22 protein-coding genes and 1 pseudogene (1 of these 23 only partly in view) are annotated in these 23,495 nt (G+C 37.3%); 13 read left to right on the top strand and 10 right to left on the bottom strand.

Going from position 1 to position 23,495, the window contains the following annotated elements; all coding sequences use genetic code 11:
* Together V3565_RS04575 and V3565_RS04580 are read right to left on the bottom strand one after the other, a co-directional pair.
* On the bottom strand, positions 1-179 hold the start of the coding sequence (locus V3565_RS04575) for a DUF2087 domain-containing protein (RefSeq protein WP_455478022.1). The gene continues 721 nt to the left of window position 1, outside the view; only the first 179 of its 900 coding nucleotides appear in the window; its start codon is at positions 177-179; its stop codon lies beyond the left edge, outside the window.
* Between the two features lie 255 nt (positions 180-434).
* The gene (locus V3565_RS04580) at positions 435-1,523 is read right to left on the bottom strand and encodes a DUF3792 domain-containing protein (RefSeq protein WP_455478023.1); all 1,089 of its coding nucleotides are present in this window, start codon (positions 1,521-1,523) and stop codon (positions 435-437) included.
* A gap of 549 nt (positions 1,524-2,072) precedes the next feature.
* Here V3565_RS04580 and pyrF point away from each other — a divergent pair.
* Together pyrF and hisS are read left to right on the top strand one after the other, a co-directional pair.
* Entirely contained in the window at positions 2,073-2,930 is an 858-nt protein-coding gene (gene pyrF, locus V3565_RS04585) for an orotidine-5'-phosphate decarboxylase (protein ID WP_455478024.1), read from the top strand.
* 253 nt (positions 2,931-3,183) lie between these two features.
* Positions 3,184-4,680 (top strand): histidine--tRNA ligase, encoded by a 1,497-nt coding sequence (hisS, locus tag V3565_RS04590; protein WP_455478025.1) that lies wholly within the window; start codon positions 3,184-3,186, stop codon positions 4,678-4,680.
* Positions 4,681-4,811: 131 nt separating this feature from the next.
* On the opposite strand, the pseudogene V3565_RS04595 reads toward hisS, so the two are convergent.
* Positions 4,812-5,335: pseudogene (locus V3565_RS04595) on the bottom strand (redoxin family protein).
* A 189-nt stretch (positions 5,336-5,524) separates the two neighbouring features.
* On the opposite strand from V3565_RS04595, the gene V3565_RS04600 reads away from it, so the two are divergent.
* A complete protein-coding gene (locus V3565_RS04600) occupies positions 5,525-5,683 on the top strand; it encodes a hypothetical protein (RefSeq protein ID WP_455478026.1) in 159 nt (52 codons plus the stop codon).
* A gap of 31 nt (positions 5,684-5,714) precedes the next feature.
* Here the strand turns inward: V3565_RS04600 and fumC are convergent, their stop codons facing one another.
* Positions 5,715-7,112 carry a class II fumarate hydratase gene (gene fumC, locus V3565_RS04605; RefSeq protein ID WP_455478027.1) on the bottom strand — a complete coding sequence of 466 codons (1,398 nt, stop codon included), beginning with the start codon at positions 7,110-7,112 and terminating at the stop codon, positions 5,715-5,717.
* Positions 7,113-7,337: 225 nt separating this feature from the next.
* Between fumC and groES the strand changes: the two genes are divergently transcribed.
* From groES to V3565_RS04620, 3 genes are all read left to right on the top strand, one after another.
* Positions 7,338-7,634, top strand: a complete 297-nt coding sequence (gene groES / locus V3565_RS04610; protein ID WP_455478028.1) for a co-chaperone GroES — start codon at positions 7,338-7,340, stop codon at positions 7,632-7,634.
* Positions 7,635-7,693: 59 nt separating this feature from the next.
* On the top strand, positions 7,694-9,337 hold the full coding sequence (gene groL / locus V3565_RS04615) for a chaperonin GroEL (RefSeq protein ID WP_455478029.1): 1,644 nt from the start codon (positions 7,694-7,696) through the stop codon (positions 9,335-9,337).
* A 350-nt stretch (positions 9,338-9,687) separates the two neighbouring features.
* Positions 9,688-10,023, top strand: a complete 336-nt coding sequence (locus V3565_RS04620) for a zinc ribbon domain-containing protein YjdM (protein ID WP_455478030.1) — start codon at positions 9,688-9,690, stop codon at positions 10,021-10,023.
* Positions 10,024-10,272: 249 nt separating this feature from the next.
* Here V3565_RS04620 and V3565_RS04625 read toward each other — a convergent pair whose 3' ends face one another.
* The 4 genes from V3565_RS04625 to murJ all read right to left on the bottom strand — a co-directional run bounded on the left by V3565_RS04625 (position 10,273) and on the right by murJ (position 14,180).
* A complete protein-coding gene (locus tag V3565_RS04625) occupies positions 10,273-10,851 on the bottom strand; it encodes a NifU family protein (RefSeq protein ID WP_455478031.1) in 579 nt (192 codons plus the stop codon).
* A 58-nt stretch (positions 10,852-10,909) separates the two neighbouring features.
* Positions 10,910-11,401 carry a universal stress protein gene (locus tag V3565_RS04630; RefSeq protein ID WP_455478032.1) on the bottom strand — a complete coding sequence of 164 codons (492 nt, stop codon included), beginning with the start codon at positions 11,399-11,401 and terminating at the stop codon, positions 10,910-10,912.
* A 59-nt stretch (positions 11,402-11,460) separates the two neighbouring features.
* Positions 11,461-12,531, bottom strand: coding sequence for a tryptophan--tRNA ligase (gene trpS, locus V3565_RS04635; protein ID WP_455478033.1), 1,071 nt, complete (start codon positions 12,529-12,531; stop codon positions 11,461-11,463).
* Positions 12,532-12,608: 77 nt separating this feature from the next.
* Positions 12,609-14,180, bottom strand: coding sequence for a murein biosynthesis integral membrane protein MurJ (gene murJ / locus V3565_RS04640; RefSeq protein WP_455478034.1), 1,572 nt, complete (start codon positions 14,178-14,180; stop codon positions 12,609-12,611).
* A gap of 692 nt (positions 14,181-14,872) precedes the next feature.
* On the opposite strand from murJ, the gene V3565_RS04645 reads away from it, so the two are divergent.
* Complete coding sequence (locus V3565_RS04645; protein WP_455478035.1) at positions 14,873-15,718, top strand: TIGR01459 family HAD-type hydrolase; 846 nt, start codon at positions 14,873-14,875, stop codon at positions 15,716-15,718.
* Entirely contained in the window at positions 15,718-16,740 is a 1,023-nt protein-coding gene (locus V3565_RS04650; protein WP_455478036.1) for a bifunctional riboflavin kinase/FAD synthetase, read from the top strand. Before V3565_RS04645 ends, V3565_RS04650 begins: the two co-directional genes overlap by 1 nt.
* Before the next feature lie 228 nt (positions 16,741-16,968).
* Here V3565_RS04650 and V3565_RS04655 read toward each other — a convergent pair whose 3' ends face one another.
* Positions 16,969-17,298 (bottom strand): TIGR01244 family sulfur transferase, encoded by a 330-nt coding sequence (locus tag V3565_RS04655; RefSeq protein WP_455478037.1) that lies wholly within the window; start codon positions 17,296-17,298, stop codon positions 16,969-16,971.
* Between the two features lie 495 nt (positions 17,299-17,793).
* On the bottom strand, positions 17,794-18,594 hold the full coding sequence (locus V3565_RS04660; protein ID WP_455478038.1) for a hypothetical protein: 801 nt from the start codon (positions 18,592-18,594) through the stop codon (positions 17,794-17,796).
* A gap of 406 nt (positions 18,595-19,000) precedes the next feature.
* On the opposite strand from V3565_RS04660, the gene V3565_RS04665 reads away from it, so the two are divergent.
* The 5 genes from V3565_RS04665 to V3565_RS04685 are packed head-to-tail and all read left to right on the top strand — an operon-like array spanning position 19,001 to position 23,373.
* Positions 19,001-19,312, top strand: coding sequence for a TrbC/VirB2 family protein (locus V3565_RS04665; RefSeq protein WP_455478039.1), 312 nt, complete (start codon positions 19,001-19,003; stop codon positions 19,310-19,312).
* Positions 19,313-19,624, top strand: a complete 312-nt coding sequence (locus tag V3565_RS04670) for a type IV secretion system protein VirB3 (protein WP_455478040.1) — start codon at positions 19,313-19,315, stop codon at positions 19,622-19,624.
* 5 nt (positions 19,625-19,629) lie between these two features.
* Positions 19,630-21,984, top strand: coding sequence for a VirB4 family type IV secretion/conjugal transfer ATPase (locus tag V3565_RS04675; RefSeq protein ID WP_455478870.1), 2,355 nt, complete (start codon positions 19,630-19,632; stop codon positions 21,982-21,984).
* A complete protein-coding gene (locus tag V3565_RS04680) occupies positions 21,981-22,418 on the top strand; it encodes a type IV secretion system protein VirB5 (RefSeq protein ID WP_455478041.1) in 438 nt (145 codons plus the stop codon). Before V3565_RS04675 ends, V3565_RS04680 begins: the two co-directional genes overlap by 4 nt.
* Entirely contained in the window at positions 22,405-23,373 is a 969-nt protein-coding gene (locus V3565_RS04685; protein ID WP_455478042.1) for a type IV secretion system protein, read from the top strand. The genes V3565_RS04680 and V3565_RS04685 overlap by 14 nt, the downstream gene beginning before the upstream one ends.
* The last annotated feature ends 122 nt before the right edge of the window (positions 23,374-23,495 follow it).

The following is a 23,495-nucleotide window of genomic DNA, read 5'->3' on the forward strand; positions in this document are numbered from 1 at the left end:
TTACCATTACTGTTAACTGGTGCCAACAGCGTGGGTTCATGCAAAACTAGATAGGCGCTTTCAGATAGGTGATCCCATAGTGTTATCACAAAACGAACATCATCCGATAATGAACCAGCGTCAACCCAAGCAAAATCAATCTTGCCCCATGAACTTATCGTTTCTCTATCGAGCTTCAAAAAATTCTTCTTTACAAAAGTGATATATCTTGCATTGTTGTGCAGATCGACCAAGGGATGTAAAGTCATCAATTGTGATAAGATGAGGATGATATTTCTGCAGGTACTTTTTTGTAGTGATATTGCTATTTACGCAGTGGCTGCTTGATGTATTTGATTGGATCTGCAAGATAGATCTCAGAAAGTTTATAACCAAAAAGCTGCAATGGTTTTGCAGCTTTTTGATATGTTTGATACTTTATTAAGGCAAAGTGTTTATGGTTTGAAAGAATCTTTACGACTTTTGTACCCATAATAGCCAAAAACACTTGAAATTATAGCTCCAATCAAGCCTCCTAAGAAGCCCCACCATCCAAGATGAGATGCTGTTTTGACGGTTTTGTCTGCAATATGACGAGTGTCATTTATTGGCATGTCTAATTTTTTAGAGAGTATATTTGCTTGTTGCTCTAAGACTTTTATTGCCTGTTCAGTTTTTGCTTCTGCTGTGTGATACAGGTGAAGTGCACGGTTGGCGATTGTTTGTGCATCGGTGCGTGTCATTCCATTGTTTATGAGGCCATTGATGATGTCACTTTGATTAATTTTTGTTGTAATGCTTCGTGCATAATCAGAAAGGCGATCGCTTAGATTTTTCAAGTAGGTGCGATAGCGAGAAGGATCATTCTTGAAAGCTGTTATCGTTGTATCAATCTCTTTTAGGGCTTTTTGATAGGATTGCTTTAAACGGTCAGGATTGAGAGCAGGGATCTCACTTTTATCGAGAACATTGCGCAATTCGCTGTGTAGTTTGTTAAAATCGATTTCTTCGCCATTCTTTGTACGTAAAAAATTTTCGAAGCTTTTACTGTTTAATTTTGAGAGAAGAGGAATGGCATCTGTTTCTAGGTTAGTGATGTCTTGTTGTGTGGCAGCCATATTCTCTGAGATGGCCTTTGCTCCCAAATTTACGGAACCTGATACAAACAGGATTGTTTGGAGCGCCATGAGAAGTGTTAACAGAGCCCAAGTTAAAAAGCCGTGAAATGCTCCCGAGGCTTCTGCAAAACGTCCAGCAACAAAACTTCCCCCTGCAAGGCTGAGGAGCATAACAAGAAGGGATCCAATGCCAACGGATAGAAAGGTTCCTTCAAAAGGGGATGAAGAGTAAAAGTCAATCTGGGTTAAGCCTAAAGCAGCGACCAGAAATGATAAGCAGATCGAGCTGGCAAGGGTTGTGACAAGTCCAGCAAAGACTGCTGACCATGAAATGGGTACGTGAAAAAGGGGATACTGTTCTTCCAAAGATGGTTCTTTGAGAAAATGCGTATCAAATGATATATCTCCTGGAATACGGGTTTCCATGTGTTTATCTCCTTGAATAATGCCGGAGATACAATGTCTGAGACATCAAATTTGTTCCAAAAAGGGACAATAACACACCAAAACAGACGAAAAATTAAAAAATGTAGAAAATAAAGGAAGATCATTCTGGTCAAATTTTAGAAAGTGGAAAGCACATTGCTATAAATGGAACAACTTCAACAATCGTTTTGCTCCTCAGCCCTATAGGAGAAAGTTTTGTTAACAGACTCGTTGCAGAACAATCAGGCATATTTTTAATGCTTGATCACAAAGTATTAACATACAAAAATAGAGCAGTTTTTTGAAATCTATTCTCTTATTATAAATGTCTGATGTTTTCTCAAAAAGTTTACAGATTCCTATCTATATTCAGTGAAAATGAAAATATAACCAATGAATCCTTCTTTCTGTTATCATAAAATTTTAAAATATTTTTTATGAACCGATTATAAACTAAAACAGGTTACCCATTATTTGATAGATTAATCCTCTTTTAGTTGTGTAAGAAAATTTGTAGGAAAATTTAGAGAGACCGTTTTGGAGTATGGAATGTTTCGTTCAAATTTTTTTAAAAACCGTGAAATATATGGACCGCTTTGTATTGGTTTTGATCCTAGTCCTCAGGTTTTACAATCATGGAAGTTAAACCCTGATTATAAAGGTCTAAAAGATTTTTGTGATATTCTCTTGGAAGCAGTTGTTGGTTGTGTAGGTATTATAAAACCGCAAGCAGCATTTTTTGAATTATATGGTCCTGAAGGTCTTCAGGTTCTTAAGGAACTTATTGAAAATGCACATAAACAAGGTTTGTTAGTTATTGTTGATGCAAAAAGGGGTGATATTGGATCGACTGCTGAAGCTTATGGTCAAGCTTGGCTCGGTTCACGCAGTGCCTTCAAAGCTGATGCTATAACAGTTAATGCTTTTCTTGGTTTTGATGCTCTGATTCCTCTTATAAAGATTGCTGAGGAAACAGGAACAGGGGTTTTTGTGGTTGTTCAATCCTCTAATCAAGAAGGAAAGTGCATTCAAAACGCGCTTATCAGTGATAAAACACTCTCTGTTTATCTTGCACAGTGCATTTGTAATTATAATGCTAAGTCACAGCACATGCCTCATAATATTGGCACAGTTGGTGCAGTTATAGGAGCTACGTTGGGATGTGAATCAAAAAACACAATCGGAGAATTAAAAAATAGTTTGTTTTTAGTTCCTGGTATTGGTGTTCAAGGTGGAACAATAACAAAGCTAGTACACCAATTTCCTCAAAATTTGTGGCAAAATGTTATTCCTTCAATATCACGATCTGTTACAGATGCTGGTCGAGGTGTTGTTGATTTAAAAAAGATAATCAATCACTTTGCTGAGCAATCTAAAAGTTCTCTCATTTCCTGTGGGTCTTTGTAGGCTGGGTACACATGAAACTATAAAATAGCGATTTTAGTATTCGTATGAAGTTTACATTTTGATTTTAAATGTACAAAATATTTTATAGTAAATACCTATTAATGTTTCAACTAATGTTGAAATGCATTGTCTTTTATTCCGCAAAAGCGTGTGCATGTTTCATTACAGCCTGTCTACAAAACCTATTGCAGTGTGCTTTTCTATAAGATAGACACGAGTTATCTGTGAATGTATATTGCTGCTAGAGAAAAATATGTCATCAAAACAAGAAAAAACTAAAGCTCGTTTACCACGTGGTTTTGTCGATCGTACAAGGGCACAGTTGTATGCAACTGAAATAATGATTGCTCAGATTCGTGAAGTCTATGAATTATACGGTTTTGAAGCGCTTGAAACACCAATTTTTGAATATACAGATGTGTTAGGTAAGTTTTTACCTGATTCAGATCGTCCAAATGCAGGCGTTTTTTCTTTACAAGATGATGATGAGCAATGGATGTCTCTACGCTATGATCTTACTGCGCCCCTTGCCCGCTATTTTGCAGAAAATTTTGAAATTTTGCCAAAACCATATCGTAGTTATCGCCTTGGTTTTGTTTTTCGCAATGAAAAACCTGGCCCTGGCCGATTTCGACAATTTATGCAGTTTGATGCTGATATTGTTGGAACACCAACAGTAGCAGCGGATGCAGAAATCTGCATGATGGTAGCGGATAGTTTAGAAAAATTAGGGATCCAATCGCACGATTATGTTATTCGCCTTAATAATAGAAAAATTCTTGATGCTGTTTTGGATAAAGTTGGCTTGATGGGAAATGAACAGGCTGAAAAACGCTTAACTGTTCTCAGGGCAATTGATAAATTAGATAAATTTGGTTCTGAAGGGGTGCGTTTGCTGTTAGGGCAAGGCCGTTTGGATGAAAGTGGTGATTTCACGAAAGGAGCGGGGCTTGCAGATTCAGAGATTGATTGTATTCTTGCTTTTATTTCTGCTGGGGCTGAAACAGCGGATAAAACAATTGATACTCTTAAACAAGTAGTGGGTGATCATTATCAGGGGTGTGAGGGAATCCACGAACTTGAAGAAATGCAAATGATTTTGACAAAAAATAGCTATCAAAATCGCATCAAGATTGATCCATCGGTTGTGCGTGGATTGGAATATTATACTGGGCCTGTTTTTGAAGCTACATTGCTTTTTGATGTTTTCAACGATGATGGGCAAAAAGTTGTCTTTGGATCTGTTGGTGGTGGTGGACGCTATGATGGGTTGGTTTCACGCTTTCGTAGTGAAAATGTTCCAGCAACAGGATTTTCAATAGGCATATCGCGCTTGATATCAGCTTTGCAAAACTTAGGAAAGATGCCTGTTAGGGATATTATTGGGCCAGTTGTGGTGCTCATGATGGATAAAGAGCCAGAGGCTGTGGCACGGTATCAAAAAATGGTGATGCAGCTACGAAATGCGGGAATTCGCTCTGAACTCTATTTAGGATCTGCAGGGATTAAAGCACAAATGAAATATGCTGATCGGCGTCATGCTCCTTGTGTTATTATACAGGGAGCACAAGAACAAAAAGATGGGAAAGTACAAATCAAAGATTTAATTGAAGGTGCGCGTTTATCGCACGAAATTCAAGATAATCAAACGTGGCGTGAAAGTCGACCAGCACAAATAATGGTTGATGAAGATCAATTGGTCAAAGCGGTACAAAACATCTTAACAACCCAAAATTTACAAAAGTTTTAGTTCTTCAAATATCCGATTTATATCACCACAAGGCAAAACTATTCGGCAAGTAAAAATCTAAAAAATAGAAACGGCACAAATTTTTACTTACCAAAAAACTTGTGCCTGTTTTATATAATTTTGGTTCAGAATTAGCTTTGCAGTGTTTTTAAAACATTTTGTGGTGAAGAGACTTCATAAGGATCTGTGGTACAATTATCAGAAAATCCTTCTTCTTCAAACCATTGTTCAATGATTCCATCATTAATCACAGCTGCATAGCGCCATGATCGCATACCAAAACCGATATTATCCTTAGCAACCAGCATTCCCATTTTACGTGTAAACTCCCCCGATCCATCAGGAATTAATTTTATGTTTTTGATATTTTGGGTTTTCCCCAAGAGTTCATGACGAAGGCATCATTAACAGAAAGGCAATAAATTTCATCAATGCCAACTTTTTGAAATTCACCGTAGAGTTTTTCAAAATCAGGAAGCTGAAAGTTTGAGCAGGTAGGTGTAAAAGCTCCAGGAAGAGAAAAAAGGATAACCCGTTTTCCTTTAAAATAGTCATCGCTCGTGACACTTTGCCATCTGTAAGGATTGTCTCCACTAACTGATTCATCATGTACACGTGTATGGAAGGTTACGTTGGGAACTTTTCGTCTTATCATAGGTAGGCTCCTGCATTTTTTGAGAAATTGTGTACTAAATAAAGTTTTTTTGTTTTAACAGGAACTGGGAAAAATACAATATATTACGATAATTTTACAAGTATTTCATACAAGGGGCGAGGAAAAGCATTCATTAAAATTAATGAATGCTTTTTTTTAAATTGAACGAAATGATATGAAGGTGTGTCTATGGTTATGAGTATAGTCTTAGCAAATGGTTTTATCTTGATTAGTATGAAGGTGACTAATGCAAAGACAAACAAAACTTGCCAAAACCTGCAAAATCCTCCAATTTCTGCAGCAGATAGCTCTTTTATTATTCGATATGCACCACCAATTTGGTCGTGAATGACTTGATATTATTGCATAGGGATTTTTCTCAAGCTGTTTTTTGTGGGTGGATCATTTTTTTGGGATCAACCAGTCTATCATAATCATCTCCAGAAACACCGGCTTTTATGGCTTCAGCACGTAAGGTTGTATCGTTATTATGTGCTGCTTTTGCAATTTCAGCAGCTTTTTCATAGCCAATTTCTGGTGCAAGAGCTGTTACCAACATGAGAGAGCGTTCCATAAGAGAGTGAATGTGGACACGATTAGCACGTAATCCTTGAATGCAATGCATGTCAAAAGAACGCATACAATCACCAAGCAGAGTAATTGACTGCAGAACATTATAGCCAATTACGGGTTTATACACATTCAATTCAAAGTGTCCTTGGCTTGCAGCAAATGTTACACTGGTATGATTACCAAAGACTTGGCATGCAACCATGGTCATGGCTTCACATTGTGTAGGGTTTACTTTCCCTGGCATAATGGAAGATCCTGGTTCATTTTCTGGGAGGGTAAGTTCACCCAAGCCTGAGCGTGGCCCTGATCCCAAAAATCGAATGTCATTGGCAATTTTAAAAAGATCTGCTGCTAATGCATTCAAGCTTCCATGAAAATGCGCAAGCGCTCCATGATGCGCAAGCGCTTCAAATTTATTGCTGGCAGTTTTGAAAGCTATCCCGGTAAGATTGCTTATTGTTTCAGCAAATGCAACATCAAATCCCTGCGGTGCATTAAGACCTGTTCCAACGGCTGTACCTCCTTGAGCCAGCATCTGAACATCAATAAGAGCTGCTTCAATACGTTGGCGATTGGCTTCTAATGCTGCTCGATATCCTGAAAATTCTTGCCCTAAGGTTAGAGGTGTTGCATCCTGAGTATGGGTGCGTCCAATTTTGATGATATCAGCAAATTCTTCTTCTTTTCTTTTTAAAGTAGTAATAAGAGTTTCAAGAATTGGAAATAAGTGTTGGCGTGTTTGTAGTGTGGTGGCAATGTGAAGCGCTGTGGGGAAGGAATCATTTGATGATTGGCTCATATTGACGTGATCATTAGGGTGAACAGGTGCTTTACTGCCTAACTTACCTCCCAATAGCAGGTTAGCATGGTTTGCGATTACTTCATTGACGTTCATATTGCTTTGTGTACCAGAACCTGTCTGCCAGACAGAAAGTGGAAAATGCGTATCGAATGTACCGGAGAGTACTTCATCGGCAGCAGTAATGATTGCTTTTCCAATGTTTTGTGGGAGTTTCCCTTTGTCCATATTTACAATTGCTGCGGCTTTTTTAATAAGGCTTAAGGCATAGATGATGGTGAGAGGTTGTTTTTCTGTGCCAATATTAAAATTATGTAGAGAACGTTCAGTTTGTGCTCCCCAATAGCGGTCTTGACGTACTGAAATCGTTCCAAAGCTATCAGTTTCCTGACGTGTTTCTACCATGGTAAAATCCTTTTATGTTTACTGATTAATAAAAAAGTAGATAACGCAAAATAGAAAAAAGAGGCAAGACTTTGAAGTCTTTTTAATATAAATTATTTTACGAAGAATTCTTGACATTGGAGGGCAGCGATTTTATATCTTGGATGTTATTAGCACTCGTGCCTGATGAGTGCTAATAGGGACTTAAAGATTAATTTAGTTTATTAAGTTTTAAGGATTTTAAACATGGCTAACATACAATTCCGCCCACTTCACGACCGTGTCGTTGTTCGTCGGGTTGAATCTGAAAATAAAACTGCGGGTGGGATCATTATTCCAGATACAGCTAAAGAAAAACCTCAAGAAGGTGAGGTTCTTGCTGTTGGTAATGGTGCTCTCGATGACAACGGAAAGCGTGTGCCTTTAGAGGTTAAAACAGGAGACCGTATCTTATTTGGAAAATGGTCTGGAACCGAAGTAAAGATCAATGGTGAAGACCTCTTAATCATGAAAGAATCTGACATTATGGGAATTATGGGGTAATTCAGCCTCTTAATTCTTTCATGTTGTACTAGTTGAAGACAATTTCAAGGAGAAATTAAATGGCTGCTAAAGAAGTCAAGTTTGGCCGTGAAGCGCGTGAGCGTTTATTGCGTGGCGTTGATATCCTTGCTAACGCTGTTAAGGTAACACTCGGCCCTAAAGGTCGTAATGTGGTAATTGATAAATCGTTTGGTGCACCTCGCATCACAAAAGATGGTGTATCGGTTGCAAAAGAAATCGAACTGGAAGATAAGTTCGAAAATATGGGAGCGCAGATGCTGCGTGAGGTTGCTTCCAAAACTAATGATATTGCTGGTGATGGAACAACAACTGCTACCGTTTTAGGGCAGGCTATTGTCCAAGAAGGTGTAAAAGCTGTTGCTGCAGGCATGAACCCAATGGATCTTAAACGTGGGATTGATGCTGCTGTTGAAGAAGTGGTGGCAAATCTTTTCAAAAAAGCAAAAAAAATTCAAACTTCAGCAGAAATCGCACAGGTGGGAACAATTTCCGCTAATGGTGCTGCAGAAATTGGAAAAATGATTGCTGATGCCATGGAAAAAGTTGGTAATGAAGGTGTCATTACCGTGGAAGAAGCAAAAACTGCTGAAACAGAATTAGAAGTTGTTGAAGGAATGCAGTTCGACCGTGGGTATCTTTCACCTTATTTTGTCACAAATGCTGATAAAATGGTGGCTGATCTTGATGATCCTTACATTCTTATTCACGAAAAGAAATTGTCTAATCTGCAATCTCTACTTCCTGTTCTTGAAGCTGTTGTTCAGTCTGGAAAACCACTGCTCATTATTGCTGAAGATGTGGAAGGTGAAGCTTTGGCAACGCTCGTTGTCAACAAGTTGCGCGGTGGTTTAAAAATTGCTGCTGTGAAAGCTCCAGGATTTGGTGATCGTCGTAAAGCAATGCTTGAGGATATTGCAATCTTAACATCTGGTCAGGTTATTTCAGAAGATGTTGGTATTAAATTGGAAAATGTCACTTTGGATATGCTTGGTCGTGCGAAGAAAGTGAATATTTCTAAAGAAAACACAACAATTATTGATGGAGCTGGACAAAAAGCTGAAATTAATGCACGTGTAAACCAAATTAAGCTCCAGATCGAAGAAACAACTTCTGACTATGATCGTGAAAAATTGCAAGAAAGACTTGCTAAACTCGCTGGTGGTGTTGCTGTTATTCGTGTTGGTGGTGCAACAGAAGTTGAAGTTAAAGAAAAGAAAGATCGTGTTGATGATGCCTTGAATGCAACACGTGCTGCTGTAGAAGAAGGCATTGTGGCTGGCGGTGGAACCGCGTTGTTACGTGCTGCAAATGCTTTGACTGTTAAAGGAAGCAACCCTGATCAAGAAGCTGGTATCAGCATTGTTCGCCGTGCGCTTCAGGCACCAGCACGTCAGATTGCAACAAATGCAGGTGAAGAAGCAGCGATTATTGTTGGCAAGGTACTTGAAAATAATTCAGACACATTTGGTTACAATACTGCAACTGGTCAATTTGGTGATTTGATTTCTTTGGGAATTGTTGATCCGGTGAAGGTTGTTCGTTCTGCTCTCCAGAATGCTGCTTCAATCGCAAGTCTTCTCATTACTACAGAAGCAATGGTTGCTGAGGTACCAAAGAAAGACACTCCAATGCCTCCAATGCCTGGCGGCGGAATGGGTGGAATGGGCGGAATGGATTTTTAAGCCCTTAATAAAAGATAAAAGTAAAAAAACGGGTCAAATGGCTCGTTTTTTTATATATTTTTTCCATTGTATATAGTTGTTATATATGCCATCGCGTTAACAAATATTATTGTTTGTTTATCTGTTTTTCTCTTTTATCAATTGATTAAATGTTTTTTTGTGTGGGATATAGTATCTTTGTATTTTGTAAAATTTTATCCTTGTTCATGATGATATAGTTTTAATATCTAGAATTTTTGGAATAAAATATCGTATTTGGTAAGTATTTTTCTTTAGTAATAGACAATAAATCTTTCTTGTTTTATTACCGATCACATAAATAATTATTCTTAGAATAAAAGAAGCAAGATATGAATCAATACCCAAAATGTCCCCATTGTGGTAGCACTTATACCTATGAAGAAGGGAGCAATTTTATGTGTCCTGAATGCACGTATGAGTGGCCACAAAAAGATGAAAATCCCCTTTCTTGCGAGATTATTTACGATGCTCATGGCCATGTTTTGACGAATGGAGATAACGTTATGGTTGTGAAGGATCTTAAAGTAAAGGGTTCTACATCTGTTTTAAAGAGTGGTACTAAGGTAAAGAATATTCGCTTAGTAGATGGTGACCATAATATTGATTGTAAAATATCTGGGATTGGCCAAATCAGCTTAAAGTCAGAATTTGTTAAAAAAGTTTAATTTATTCATCGTTGATGAAGTCTTTCTTATTTGGTAAGTCCAATTTACGTATATAAGATCTGTTTTGGTAGGAGTTTTCTTCAACTTCTTTAAGGATACGTATCCGGTTTAAGAAAAAATATTTTAGCAATATATGAGTTTTTTCAACACATTGGAGTAATTTTTTGAGTTATAAGGCTCACGTGATAGAATCCAACGGCCTCCTATTCTATGTCTATACCCCTTGCTTTTGTTGCTCTTTGGTTTTGTTTATTGTGGCATGGCTTCCACACCTAAAACTTCTGGGATAAAGTGTCGTAAAAGATTTTCGATTCCATGTTTTAGTGTTGCAGTTGAAGAAGGGCATCCAGCACAAGCTCCCCGCATATTGAGGTAAACAATACCATTTTCAAATCCACGGAAAGTAATATCTCCACCATCGTTAGCAACAGCTGGGCGAATACGTGTTTCAATTAACTCTTTAATTATTTCGACGATATTTAGGTCTTTTTCATCATAAAATTCTTCGTTAAGCGCATGGATTTGTGCTTTTGTTGTTGCATGGGTGGTTATAATTGGGTCATCAGATAAAAAATGTTCCATAATTGTTCCTAAAATTGCGGGCTTGAGGTGTTGCCATTCACCTTCTTTTTTAGTCACAGTGATAAAGTCATGTCCCAAAAAAACACTACTGACATTTGGAATATTAAACAGTTTAGCAGCTAGAGGTGAGCTTTGATCAGCTTCTTCCTGCGTACGAAATTCTAGTACGCCTTCAGAAAGAACTGTGCGACCTGGTAAAAATTTAAGTGTGGCTGGGTTTGGTGTCGTTTCAGTTTGGATAAACATATACTCTCTCTTTATTGTAAAGGTTCAGACAGATAATTGAGTCTGAAATATTATTATTTTAGGCGATAGATTCAATATCTTCATCTGCAAGGTTACTAGGAATAACGGTAACAGGGATTGAAAAAGCTGTTCCCCGATTAGCGATTAGCTTAACAAGCGGTCCTGGTCCTTCTGTATGTCCACTTGCAGCTAAAACAATAAGAGTGATCCCCTTATCTTCGTCGATCAATTTAAAAATTTCATCAATTTTTTTGCCTTCACGCACAACAATTTCTACTTCAAAGGATTGCATGGTGTGTATGTTATTTGCAATTCTTTCTAGTATTCGATAAGCATTTTGTGTTGTCTCAGTTCGCATAATATCGTTTACACCGAGAAAATGTTGAAATTCGGAATTATCAACGACAGAGAGTAGCATAAGTGTTCTATTGGTGTTTTTGGCGTGTTGTGCAGCAAAGGCAACAGCACGCTGACATTCGGGTGTTTCATCGATAATGACTAAGATTTTTCGCTTTTTATTTATTTTGGGATATTTTTTCTTAAAGATCATGTGATTTCCCTGATTTTATCAGCGGTTTGACTATTCTTTAAGGTCAAAATGCTATTATTTTACGTATGATGTAAAAATCCAACAATTTCACGGATTTTTTTCATATTTTTTTCTGCCAATGCACCAGCACATTCTGCACCATAGCGTAAAACGGAGTCAATATAATCATTTTCTTTGTGAAGGCGGTGCAATTCTTGTGTTATCGGTGCAAGTTTATGGACGACAAGGTCAGCTAATGTTGTTTTAAAAAATGAAAATTGCTGTCCAGAAAATTCTGAGAGAGCTTTTTCTTTGCTTATTTCTGCAAATGCGGCATAAATACTCAGCAGATTGTTGATCTCTGGTCGTCCTTCTAAATCGGCTAGTGTATCGGGAAGAGGAATTGAATCGGTTTTGGCCTTACGAATTTTCTTTACGATAAGATCAGCATCATCTGTTAAATTAATGCGTGAAAAATCTGAAGGATCTGATTTTGACATTTTTTTTGTGCCATCGCGTAAGGACATAACACGCATAGCGGGTTCCTCAATAAGTGCTTCTGGCATTGGAAAAAAGCTTTGTTGTTTTTCATCATCCCTTTGCACAGAGACACCAAAATTTAATTCGGAAATGCGGTAAGCGTAGTCGTTGTTGAATTTTTGCGCAATATTGCGTGCTAATTCAACATGCTGTTTTTGATCTTCACCTACTGGAACATGTGTGGCACGATAGAGCAGGATATCGGCAGCCATCAGGCTTGGATATGCAAAAAGTCCAAGTGATGCTTGCTCGCGGTCTTTTCCTGCTTTATCTTTAAACTGGGTCATGCGTTGAAGCCAGCCGATACGAGCGATACAGTTAAAAATCCACGCTAATTCAGCATGTTGAAAAACCTGTGATTGGTTGAAAATGATTTGTTTTTTAGGATCAATTCCGGCAGCTAAAAAAGCTGCTGTGACCGCTCTGGTTGATTCAAGCAAGGTGAGTGGATCTGGGTTGACCGTTAGTGCATGCATATCAACAATGCAATATAGGCAATTATAGGATGTTTGCAGTTTAACCCAATGCTTGATAGCTCCGAGATAATTGCCAAGATGCAGATTGCCACTTGGTTGTACGCCAGAAAAGACAAGCGGTGTGAATGTGTCCATAGGATAGTTCTTTCTTAGTGATGTCATTCATTTCGTATTTTTTTTACAAAGCGTCTTTCGGAAAGCAAGATAAAATATTACAAGCGCCGTTTTAAATTTTTTAAGGTGAGGAAGAATGAACGGCTATCAAGCACAAAATATGCTGCAAAATGTACTGATAGTATGACAATCATGATGCCTGCCAAGGTGCTAGCTCGTATAAAAAATGATGCTTGTGAAGATAAGGGGACGGATAAGAGATTGAGCACATTAAGCGCATAGTGTAAAATTATGGCACTCAAAAGAGTAGCGATTATTAGGCATACAATTTTTCTTATTAATTGTGTATCGTATTTCCAATATCCGCGTTTGATGAGAATACACCAAAGCAACAGTGTATTGACCCATCCAGAGGTAATTTCAGCAATGACAATACCTCGTGCTGATAATATAGGAAATAATGTTAAGGCTAGACTGATATTGATGAAAACGCAAATTCCTGTAAAAATCATCGGTGTTTTTGTATCTTCACGGGCGAAGAAATTAGGAATAAAGACCTTTATCAGGACAAAAGCCGGAAGTCCTAACCCATAAAGTTCAAGCAGTTGTGCAACATGATGTGTTGATTCGCGTGTAAATTGTCCACGTTCAAAGAGTAGACTTATTATGGGGTTAGCGAGCAGTAAAAAGGCAACGGATGCGGGTAAAATTAACAATAAGGTTAATTCAATAGAGCGGTTTTGCAAATCGTGGGTTTCTTCGTATTTTTTGCTACGTAATGCTTTTGTTAATTCTGGCAAAAGGACGGTTGCAATTGCAATTGCGACTACACCCAGTGGTAATTGATAAAGACGATCAGCATAGACTAAAGAGGATACAGCTCCAGCTTGGCTTGATGCGATGTTGGTGTTGATCAATAAATTTATTTGCGTAATCCCTCCTGTAATAGCAGCAGGGAATGCTAAAGTTAAAAGCTTACGAACATTTGGGCTGAAATAGGGGAGGCGTAAAGCAATTTTCATTCCATTTTTACGTAAGGCGATTGCGATTAAGATAAGTTGAATCAATCCTGCTGCCATGACGCCCCAAGAAAGATTTAATCCGATATGCCAAACATTAAGTTGATATATCCAAGCATAAGCGAGGATGCCAATCATAATAATATTTAAAAAGAGTGGGGCAATAGCTGCAATAAAATAGTGTTGTAGAGCATTCAGCATTCCTCCCATCATTGCTGCTAGGGACATACATGCGAGATAAGGAAACATGATTGCGGTAAAATGAACCGTGGCATTAAATTTTGTTGTATCCTCAGTAAATCCAGGAGCGATAATAGTTCGTACCAAAAAAGGCATGCTTAATTCCATGACTATAGTTAGAAGTAAGAGCAGCGAAAAGAGAACGCCGAATACCTCTTCTGCAAATTCGCGTGCAGTTTCCACGCCATTTTCGGTAATTTTTTTGGAAAAAAGAGGAACAAAGGCTGCATTAAAAGCACCTTCAGCAAAAAACCGGCGAAACGTATTGGGAAAACGAAAAGCTGCGTTAAATGCATCAGAAACAGGGCCAGTACCGAGAGCTGCTGCCATCAATACTTCACGAATAAAGCCAAATACGCGGCTCATTAAGGTTCCAGAAGCAACAGTTGCAAATTTTTTAATCAGGCTCATAAAGATATATCGTGTTTGTTGTAAAAAAAGAGATAAACAGAAGCCATTTTAGATCATAAAAATCTGACTATCGCGTTAATATAATACTATTTTGTATGATTGTGTTTATCTTTATGTCAACAAGAGAATTTCAAGAGTAGTTATCCATTATTGTATTATTATTGTAGTTTTTTATACAAAACAATCTGATACTCTTTATTTTAATTGTATATGAAATGATGCAATTTGTTTTGTAATTTCTGATTATACACGTCGATCACTTAACAGTTATTTATAAAATGTTTTAAGCCGCGAGATATGACAGTACACAATGGTTTAGTTTGGTATCTGTAATGATAATTTATAACGTGGAAACCAATATATTGCTGTAACAACACAGTTTTTTATGGAGTTGCGTAATTTGGTCAATATATTTAAAGAGCAAAATAAAAAACAAATTATCGTTATCTTGTAGAGAAGATAATCTCAGTTTAAAGTTTTGTGGCTTTGGTTAAATTATCTTCATAGAAATAAGAAACTCACTGATAAACTCTATAATACTCAATTATTAAGTGCTGGGTTTTGCATGATTTTGAGATAACAATAAAAAATCTTGTATAGAGAAAGTGGATGACAGAAGAGTTATCTTCCGATAATTAATTCTACGATAAAATAGGTTTTAATAAATGGTAAATATATAAATTAGGTACAATATGAATGAACTTACCCATATCGATACTGTTATAGATCATTATGACGCAGTTTTTTGTGATGTTTGGGGTGTTGTACATAATGGTGTGCATGTTTTTGAACCGGCATTAAAAGTATTGCATAAAATTCGACAGATGGGAAAAAATGTTATTTTTCTGACTAATTCACCTCGACCACGAGAAGAGGTCATTGCCCAATTGCAAAGCATGAATGTTGATAGCGATTATTATGATGCTATCATTACTTCAGGTGATGTAACGCGTGATCTTATTAATACTGCACCGCGTAAAGTTTTTTTTATTGGTCAGCAACGGGATCTTAGCTTATTTGAAGGGCTAGATTGCGAGTTGGTTGAAGAATGGGAAGCATCTGCAGTGGTTTGCAGTGGTTTTCTTGAAGAGCTTGATGAAACGCCAGATGCTTATGAGGATATGTTGCGTCGTATACGGATGCGGAATTTGCCTTTTATTTGTGCTAATCCTGATATTATTGTACATTATGGTGATCAGGAATTTTGGTGTGCTGGTGCATTAGCGCGTCTTTATCAACAATTAGGAGGTGAAGTGCGTATTGCTGGAAAACCCCATGCACCTATTTATGATTGTGCTTTTGAAAAACTACAGGAAATCCGTGGAACAGTGAAAAAAGGTCAGGTTCTGGCTATCGGTGATGGACTCTTGACAGATGTTAAAGGTGCGGTTCACTTTGGTCTTGATGTGATTTATATTATGAGTGGAATTCATCGTTATGATTATATGCAAAACGGTAAGATAGATAAAAAAGCTTTGCATGCTTTTATTGAACGTTATGGCTATAAGCCACAGGCAATAATGTGGGCTCTTCAGTAATGTCTGATTTTTTGCGTCTTCAGGGGTCTAATATACTTCCTTTAGCTTGGCGTGAGGTGGTGCTGGCGCTTGGAAATTTTGATGGTGTGCATTGTGGTCATCAAGCAGTACTCCAAAAAGCACTTGATATAGCACGGATAAGAAATAAGCCTGCTGTTGTGTTAACATTTGAACCACATCCAAGAAGTTTTTTTCAACGATCCACTCCTATTGATCGCTTAACAGAGGCTGCTGAAAAGGCTGAAATTTTAGAAATTCTTGGCTTTAATGGTGTTGTTGAACAACCTTTTGATGCACATTTTGCTGCTCTTTCTGCCGATGAATTTATCAATGCTATTTTAAAACAAGTATTTGATGTTTCAGTTGTGGTAACAGGCGCAAATTTTCAATTTGGGCATCAAAAAATTGGCAATGCAAACCTTCTTTCTAAAAGAGGAGAAGAGTATGGATTTGAAGTTGTTCAGATTCCTTGCTTGTGTAATTCGCAAGATTCACAACAGCATACAATTTCTTCTAGCTTTATTCGTCAACTGCTTTCACAAGGACAAGTAGGAAAAGCAGCGCATTTATTGGGGTACCATTATCGGGTGCGCTCAAATGTTATACAAGGTGAACAACTGGGGCGTCTTTTGGGTTTTCCTACGGCTAACCAAATATTACCTCCTCAAACGAGTTTGGCTCATGGTGTTTATGCTGTCAAATTGCGTCGTGCTAATGGTGTTTTGTATGATGGTGTTGCCAGTTTTGGATGTCGTCCAACAGTTGTTAAGGATGGATCTCCACTTCTAGAAACCTATTTATTTGATTTTAATGATGATCTTTATGGAGAAAATTGCATTGTTTCTTTCTTACAATTTTTACGAGGGCAAGAAAAATTTGACGGGCTCGAGCCTTTGATTGCACAAATGCAATGTGATGAAAAAGCAGCAAGAGAAACTTTGAGGACAATACAACCATTGTCACAACTGGATAGATTGCTCACTTTTAAAAATACATTTTCACATGATTTAAAAGAGACATAAGAGAAGCAAATGTAGCGCTCAAGCTAACTATAATTACGAGCATATATTCTAAAATATTGCGGGATATATGGAATTTTCGTTGATGAGTTAAGAAATCAAATTTTTGAAAACCTGATTTAATCATTGTCTTGCCCTTTGCCTTTGTGTACAATGCTACGAAATTCTAAGGCTTTCGTTGTTGTTCAAAAGTCTACTATTTATTTCTTTCTGATTAGTTAAGACACGTGATTAAAGACATGCTAAACGATAAAGATGCATCGAGCGTGTTCCGTGATGGCAATAGGCGAGAAGAGGTAGGGATGCTGTTTTTAAAATTTTCTGCATAGTTTCAACATCTGATTGTTCTATAGTGGGTGGTGCAATGGGGATGTGATAAGTCTTTATTCCATATTTTTGAGCTGCGGCTTTAATGATGGAAAAATCTGGTTGATGAGGATCTTCGTGATCAGGGCGGTTGCAGATAATTGTTTTAAACCCTGCTTTTGCTAATGTTTTGATATTTTCGACATTGATTTGGGCGCTGATGAAAATACCAGATTCGATTTGTTGCAAATTCATTTTTGTGTGTTCCCAATAAAGCACATTCTTGATGAGTTTTTTTGTTTGATAAGCTAAAAAACATTATGAAGGTAAGATTTTCTAGATGCTACTTTAGCAACAATGCTTCTTTTTTGTCGAGAGAAATCGTTAAGTTAAAACAGAAAGAATTATGTTATGTAGGGTATATTATGGATGAGACAGTATTGGGGATTGTTTTCGGTTTAATGTGTAAGCACGTAGCTTAAAATATATACTCAACTCACTCGCTTATGTATATCCCACAAATGGTTTTATATTATATTTTTCAGTGATTGTTTTTATTTGAAAAAAATCATGTCCTTTTTTATAAAATATAAAAGGAAAATCGTATAATTTAGTCTGAGCTTTTCTGTATTTTGGAAATGGAAGCATAATTTATATGAAAAAGGGGATGGTTAAAATTCTCTGTAGTTCATTTCAATTTTATTTGAGAGGTCTCTAAGATAAATATGAGCAAACTATCAGAGAAGTGTATCATAAATTTTCAAAGGGATTGTACGATCCATTATCTCTCCGCCACTGTAAAGGTTCAGTAAAATCACTTGACCAAAGACCAACTTTGTTGTTGCGAGCCGTTTCTTCAGCACTCAGATACTGCATTGGGATGGGATTTTTATTATCTTTTGATATCAGCAACATACCTTCTGCAAGACCTGCCTCAGCTAAATCAACTCCTTGAACAAAACATTGAGCATAGTGAATATTATTGCGCATAATAGCCTGTTTGCACGATAAATTCCGACCAAGTGTTTTGGTAACTAACCAAGCTGTTGTAACTGCACCACATGGCCATTCCTGACCATTTAATTTTGCTTTTTGGCGGGGTGCACATGTATCTACACCATATAAGTGAATATTGCGTGTAATATGTGTGCGCCAAGATTCTGCAACAGGGGTTGCTAATTTAAATGTTACACCACTGGTAATAGATGCTGTTCCATTCAAAACAGGTGCATTATTAAGTAAAAAATGACTTTTCAGATTTAGAGCTGTTGTATTTTTTGCTAATTTTTGTTTGGCAATAGGTTTGGCTTTCTGTCTGACAATGGCTTCAGCGTTTGGGGCTTCAGCGTTTGGGGCTTCAGCGTTTGGCTTTTTGTCTTTGAAATTCTTATCAACAATATCTCGGATATCTTGCATCTTAAATATTTCGAGGATGCTCGTATCTATTTCATCTTTGTACTGACTTACTCCCCACACTGCAGAACCCACAATATAAGCAACAATGAGTAATTTAAACGGTACTCTCTTGGCGCATTCACTAAAAAAATTCATTATTTTTATGTTCCTTAAAATTTTTTATAAAAAATCTTATCGCTTTTAAAGAAAAGATTTTAAACAGGATCTGTTGCATATTAGCAACATTTGTAAAGAAAAAATACTGTTTTTGCATGGTTTAGATATTATCATTTTGATAAAAATACGCAACTTAAAATTGTTTTATTAAATGACACAACTTTGCCTTATAAAAATGACACAACTGAAATCCTCTGTTTCCTAAAAAGAGGTTTTTGGGAGTGTGCAAGGTTGACTGTCAAGACTCTTATGCAATTAGGGATAACTGAAGAAGTTTAGGCTGTAGGTCTAAGATAACATGGATTTTTTGCCTTTAGAGGCGGAAAGATATCGATACAGAAAGATATCGATACATAAGTAAATATTCTTTTTGAAGAGAGGTAAAATGATAGATAATACATTCAAAAACAGCAATTTTGTCGTTATGGTGCTGCTTTTTATGGTGCTCATTGCATTAAGTCCTGCTTATGCATCTTCTGGTAGCGGGTTGGGGAATGTTGACGGTGTTTTAAAGAATATTGTTGATATGATGACGGGTACGACGGCAAGGCTCATTGCAACTATCTGTGTTGCTGCTGTGGGTATTGGTTGGATGTCTGGCTTTATTGATTTACGTAAAGCAGCTTATTGTACTCTTGGTATTGGTATTGTTTTTGGTGCGTCCAGTCTCGTTACTAAATTAATGGGAACGCAATAAATGAATGAAGATACCCTTTTCCTTGCTTGTACTAGACCGGCAATGTTTGCTGGTGTCACAATGGAGGCGATGGCGCTTAATGCCATGGCAACATCTATTCTCTTTATTCTGACGAGTGATTTTACAATGATTGGTCTTGGCATTGGTTTGCACTTTATCTTGCGTGAAATAACAAAGCACGATCACAATCAATTTCGTGTGTTGTTTGCTTGGCTCAATACTCGGGGAAAACAAAAGAATCTTACAAGATGGGGAGGAGGATCGACGTCTCCATTGCGTCTTATTCGCACTTATAAGGAATTGGGCAGATGAGACAGATGTCAATTATGAAACGGGAATCTTTACCAGAAGAATATATTCCTTATATGCGCCACGTCAATGAACATATCATTGCATTGAATTCGCGCTGTTTAATGATTGTTATTGCTGTTGAAGGTATAAATTTTGATACTGCAGATATAGATCAATTAAATTCCTTACATAATCAATTGAATACTTTATTAAAGAATATTGCCGATGAACGTGTTGCTTTATATTCTCATATCATTCGGCGGCGCGAGATGCTTTATCCAGAGAGTCGTTTTTCTTCATCTTTTGCAGCAACATTAGATGCAAAATACAAAAGAAAAATGATTTCGCAAGAATTGTATAGAAATGATCTTTTTATTTCTTTGTTGTGGAATCCGGCATCAGATAAAACGGAACAACTTTCTTCATTTTTTCAGAGATTAACAAAAGCTAAGAAGACGCAATCTGAGCCTGATGCTGAAGCCATTCGTAAAATTGAAGAATTGAGTCAAGATCTTATACAGGGTTTAGAGAGTTATGAGGCTCGTCTTTTGTCGGTTTATGAACATGATGGTGTTTTGTTTTCTGAACAAAGTGAATTTTTACATCAGTTAGTGGGGGGGAGACGTGAACGTGTTCCGCTCACATTTGGCACTATTGCATCAACGATTTATTCGGATCGTATCATTTTTGGAAAAGAAATTATCGAAATTCGTCATGAAAGTAATGAGCGCTTTGTTGGTATGTTTGGATGGAAAGAATATCCATCTAAAACTCGTCCTGGAATGACGGATGGTTTGCTTACTGCACCTTTTGAATTTATTTTAACGCAATCTTTTGTCTTTAAGAGCAAAATGGCTGCTGGTGTCATTATGAGCCGCAAACAAAATCAAATGATTAATTCAGCGGATCGTGCTAGCTCACAAATTGATGCGCTTGATGAAGCGCTGGATGATTTAGAGTCAAATCGTTTTGTTTTGGGGGAACATCATCTTTCTTTAGCGGTTTTTTCTGATCGCCCAAAAGCCTTGACGGAATATCTATCAAAAGCACGTTCTTATTTAACTAATGGTGGAGCAGTTATAGCCAGAGAGGATTTAGGATTGGAAGCGGCGTGGTGGGCGCAGCTGCCTGGAAATTTTAGCTATCGTGCTCGGTCTGGAGCTATTACTAGCAGAAATTTTGCGGCTTTATCACCATTCCATTCGTTTCCCGTTGGCAAACTTGAAGGCAACGTTTGGGGATCTGCTGTAGCCTTGCTGAAGACACAGGCTGGTTCACCTTATTATTTTAATTTTCATTACGGTGATCTTGGTAACACTTTTGTTTGTGGTCCATCGGGATCTGGTAAAACGGTTATTGTTAATTTTCTTCTTGCGCAAGTGCAAAAGCATAACCCAACGATAGTTTTTTTTGATAAAGATCAAGGGGCAGAGATTTTTGTGCGTGCTGGGGGTGGAAAATATAAGCCTTTGAAAAATGGTAAGCCCACAGGTATTGCTCCACTAAAGGGTATGGCATACACGCAAAAAAACAAAGTTTTTCTTCGCGATTGGATTTTAAAGCTTGTCACAGTTGAAGGTCAAATTGTGACAGAGCAAGAACGACAAGATATTGCTAGAGCCATAGATTCTTTAGAAAGTTTACCACATTCGCAACGCTCTCTTGGCGCTCTTCAGATGTTTTTTGATAATACATCACAGGAAGGGATTGCTATACGTTTACAGCGTTGGATTAAGGGAAATGCTTTAGGTTGGGTTTTTGATAATGATCAAGATGATCTTAGTTTAGATGCGCAATTCATTGGTTATGATATGACCGATTTCTTAAATAATGAAGAAATTCGGCGTCCTTTGATGATGTATCTTTTTGATCGTATTCTTGATCTGATTGATGGTCGCCGCATTATTATTGTCATTGATGAATTCTGGAAAGCGCTTGAAGATGATTCATTCAAAGCTTTTGCACAAGATCGCCTTAAGACAATTCGTAAGCAAAATGGTATGATGCTCTTTGCTACGCAAAGTCCTAAAGATGCTTTGAATTCAACAATTGCCCACACGATTATTGAGCAATGTCCTACCCAAATATTTTTTCCAAATCAAAAAGCAAATTACAAAGATTATGTTGAAGATCTTAAACTGACTGAACGTGAATTTGAATTAATTCAGTCAGAATTAAGTAGGGAATCTCGCCGTTTTCTTATCAAACAGGGGCAAAATTCTGTCGTTGCGGAACTCAATTTACGAGGAATGAACGATGAGATTGCCGTATTAAGTGGCACAACCAAAAATATTGAACTCATGAACCAAATTATGAGTGAATATGGCACAGATCCCGATAACTGGTTACCCGTATTTCATCAGAGGAGAGAAAATCAATGAAAAAATATCAACTAGCTGCACTTTTATCGTTGTCTTTCATTTCTAATGCAATGTCACAAACCGAACAAACTGCTGATGAGTATTATAAAAGTGCATTAGAAAGTACGCAGAAATTAGAAGCTGCAAAATCAGAAACAGCTGAAACCATTTTTGCATCTGCAAACAAAAATGCGAAGCAGATTGAAGAGATAAAAAGTCAACTTGAAAAAGTGAAACCAGAAGAATTACAAACATTACAAACTTTACAAGTGAAATTGGCTATTCTTCAAGCAAATCTTCAGGCAGACGCTTTGAAACTTCAGTCCTTTGCTATGATGAAGGCAAGAGATACTAAAACAAAAGAAGAAATTCGTGAAGAAGAAGAGCAAAAGAAGCATCAAGATATTGAAGAAAAATTACAAGAACAGCTTAGGAAATCTAATGCAAGACTTTAAGTTTTCTCCATTCGAAAGTATTTCTGGATATATTTTGCAACCGTTAGAAAATGTTATGGACAAGACGATTAGTGGTTTGTCTGCTGCTATTGCGACACCTCTAAATCTTACCGCAATCATTTTTATATTCCTGTATGGATATAATGTTATGACGGGTCGTGTTTCTCTTTCGATGCATAGTCTTCTTAATAATGTTGTTAAGATCGTTGTTGTAACAACAATGGCAACGAATGCAGATACGTTTAATATCTATGTCAAAGATATTTTCTTCGGTGATTTAGCCAACGCTATCGGTAATGCGCTAAATAGTAACCCTGCGGGTGCCAATGTTTTTGATTATATTTTATTAAAGACAAGTTCTTGTTATCAAAAAGCATTAGCTGCTGCTTGGTTTCTTGAAAAGATCATGGTTGGTTTGCTTGGCTGTATCATGATTTTTGCCATTATTATTTTTTGCACTGCTGGTTTTATTGTTCAGATGTTTGCTCAGGTTGCGCTGGTGATGATTATAGGGTTGGGGCCTCTTTTCATTAGCCTCTATTTGTTTGAAGTAACCAGAAAGTTTACTGATGCATGGATTGCAACATTAGCTAATTTTACCATTTTGCAGGTTCTTGTTATGATGCTTGGTACGATTATGTGTAAAATTATTCTACATGTTCTCAGTGCTTCATATGATTCTATTTATTACCTTTTCCCACCTGTTGTTGTTGTTTCAATAGTAGGGGCTATTCTCTTTCGTACACTTCCTGGTATTGCTTCGGCACTTGCGAATGGTGGGCCATACTTTAACGCTGCAACGTCTTCGGGAGGACAGATTTTCACGATGCTTTCCAGTGGTGTTAAAGCAGGTGGAGGTGCGACAAAGAATGCTGCTTCAAAAATTTCTGGTGCTGCACTCAATGCGATAAAAGGTGGAGGTCGCGGTGGAGGTGGAGGTCGTGGCGCATTTTAACACCGTACATCTGTACATCTATTAAAGTCTTTTGTCTTTGTATTGGGTGTACTTATCATGCATGCATTGCGTAAAACATTTGATATTCCTGCATTTCATAAAAGTAATCGAAATGTTGCAGT

Source organism: Bartonella sp. B10 (assembly GCF_053794435.1).

What these genes read in the sequence shown, in the direction of transcription:
- V3565_RS04580 (WP_455478023.1), bottom strand. Translation starts at nt 1,523, where the DNA reads ATGGAAACCCGTATTCCAGGAGATATATCATTTGATACGCATTTTCTC.
- pyrF (WP_455478024.1), top strand. Translation starts at nt 2,073, where the DNA reads ATGTTTCGTTCAAATTTTTTTAAAAACCGTGAAATATATGGACCGCTT.
- hisS (WP_455478025.1), top strand. Translation starts at nt 3,184, where the DNA reads ATGTCATCAAAACAAGAAAAAACTAAAGCTCGTTTACCACGTGGTTTT.
- V3565_RS04600 (WP_455478026.1), top strand. Translation starts at nt 5,525, where the DNA reads ATGGTTATGAGTATAGTCTTAGCAAATGGTTTTATCTTGATTAGTATG.
- fumC (WP_455478027.1), bottom strand. Translation starts at nt 7,112, where the DNA reads ATGGTAGAAACACGTCAGGAAACTGATAGCTTTGGAACGATTTCAGTA.
- groES (WP_455478028.1), top strand. Translation starts at nt 7,338, where the DNA reads ATGGCTAACATACAATTCCGCCCACTTCACGACCGTGTCGTTGTTCGT.
- groL (WP_455478029.1), top strand. Translation starts at nt 7,694, where the DNA reads ATGGCTGCTAAAGAAGTCAAGTTTGGCCGTGAAGCGCGTGAGCGTTTA.
- V3565_RS04620 (WP_455478030.1), top strand. Translation starts at nt 9,688, where the DNA reads ATGAATCAATACCCAAAATGTCCCCATTGTGGTAGCACTTATACCTAT.
- V3565_RS04625 (WP_455478031.1), bottom strand. Translation starts at nt 10,851, where the DNA reads ATGTTTATCCAAACTGAAACGACACCAAACCCAGCCACACTTAAATTT.
- V3565_RS04630 (WP_455478032.1), bottom strand. Translation starts at nt 11,401, where the DNA reads ATGATCTTTAAGAAAAAATATCCCAAAATAAATAAAAAGCGAAAAATC.
- trpS (WP_455478033.1), bottom strand. Translation starts at nt 12,531, where the DNA reads ATGGACACATTCACACCGCTTGTCTTTTCTGGCGTACAACCAAGTGGC.
- murJ (WP_455478034.1), bottom strand. Translation starts at nt 14,180, where the DNA reads ATGAGCCTGATTAAAAAATTTGCAACTGTTGCTTCTGGAACCTTAATG.
- V3565_RS04645 (WP_455478035.1), top strand. Translation starts at nt 14,873, where the DNA reads ATGAATGAACTTACCCATATCGATACTGTTATAGATCATTATGACGCA.
- V3565_RS04650 (WP_455478036.1), top strand. Translation starts at nt 15,718, where the DNA reads ATGTCTGATTTTTTGCGTCTTCAGGGGTCTAATATACTTCCTTTAGCT.
- V3565_RS04655 (WP_455478037.1), bottom strand. Translation starts at nt 17,298, where the DNA reads ATGAATTTGCAACAAATCGAATCTGGTATTTTCATCAGCGCCCAAATC.
- V3565_RS04660 (WP_455478038.1), bottom strand. Translation starts at nt 18,594, where the DNA reads ATGAATTTTTTTAGTGAATGCGCCAAGAGAGTACCGTTTAAATTACTC.
- V3565_RS04665 (WP_455478039.1), top strand. Translation starts at nt 19,001, where the DNA reads ATGATAGATAATACATTCAAAAACAGCAATTTTGTCGTTATGGTGCTG.
- V3565_RS04670 (WP_455478040.1), top strand. Translation starts at nt 19,313, where the DNA reads ATGAATGAAGATACCCTTTTCCTTGCTTGTACTAGACCGGCAATGTTT.
- V3565_RS04675 (WP_455478870.1), top strand. Translation starts at nt 19,630, where the DNA reads ATGTCAATTATGAAACGGGAATCTTTACCAGAAGAATATATTCCTTAT.
- V3565_RS04680 (WP_455478041.1), top strand. Translation starts at nt 21,981, where the DNA reads ATGAAAAAATATCAACTAGCTGCACTTTTATCGTTGTCTTTCATTTCT.
- V3565_RS04685 (WP_455478042.1), top strand. Translation starts at nt 22,405, where the DNA reads ATGCAAGACTTTAAGTTTTCTCCATTCGAAAGTATTTCTGGATATATT.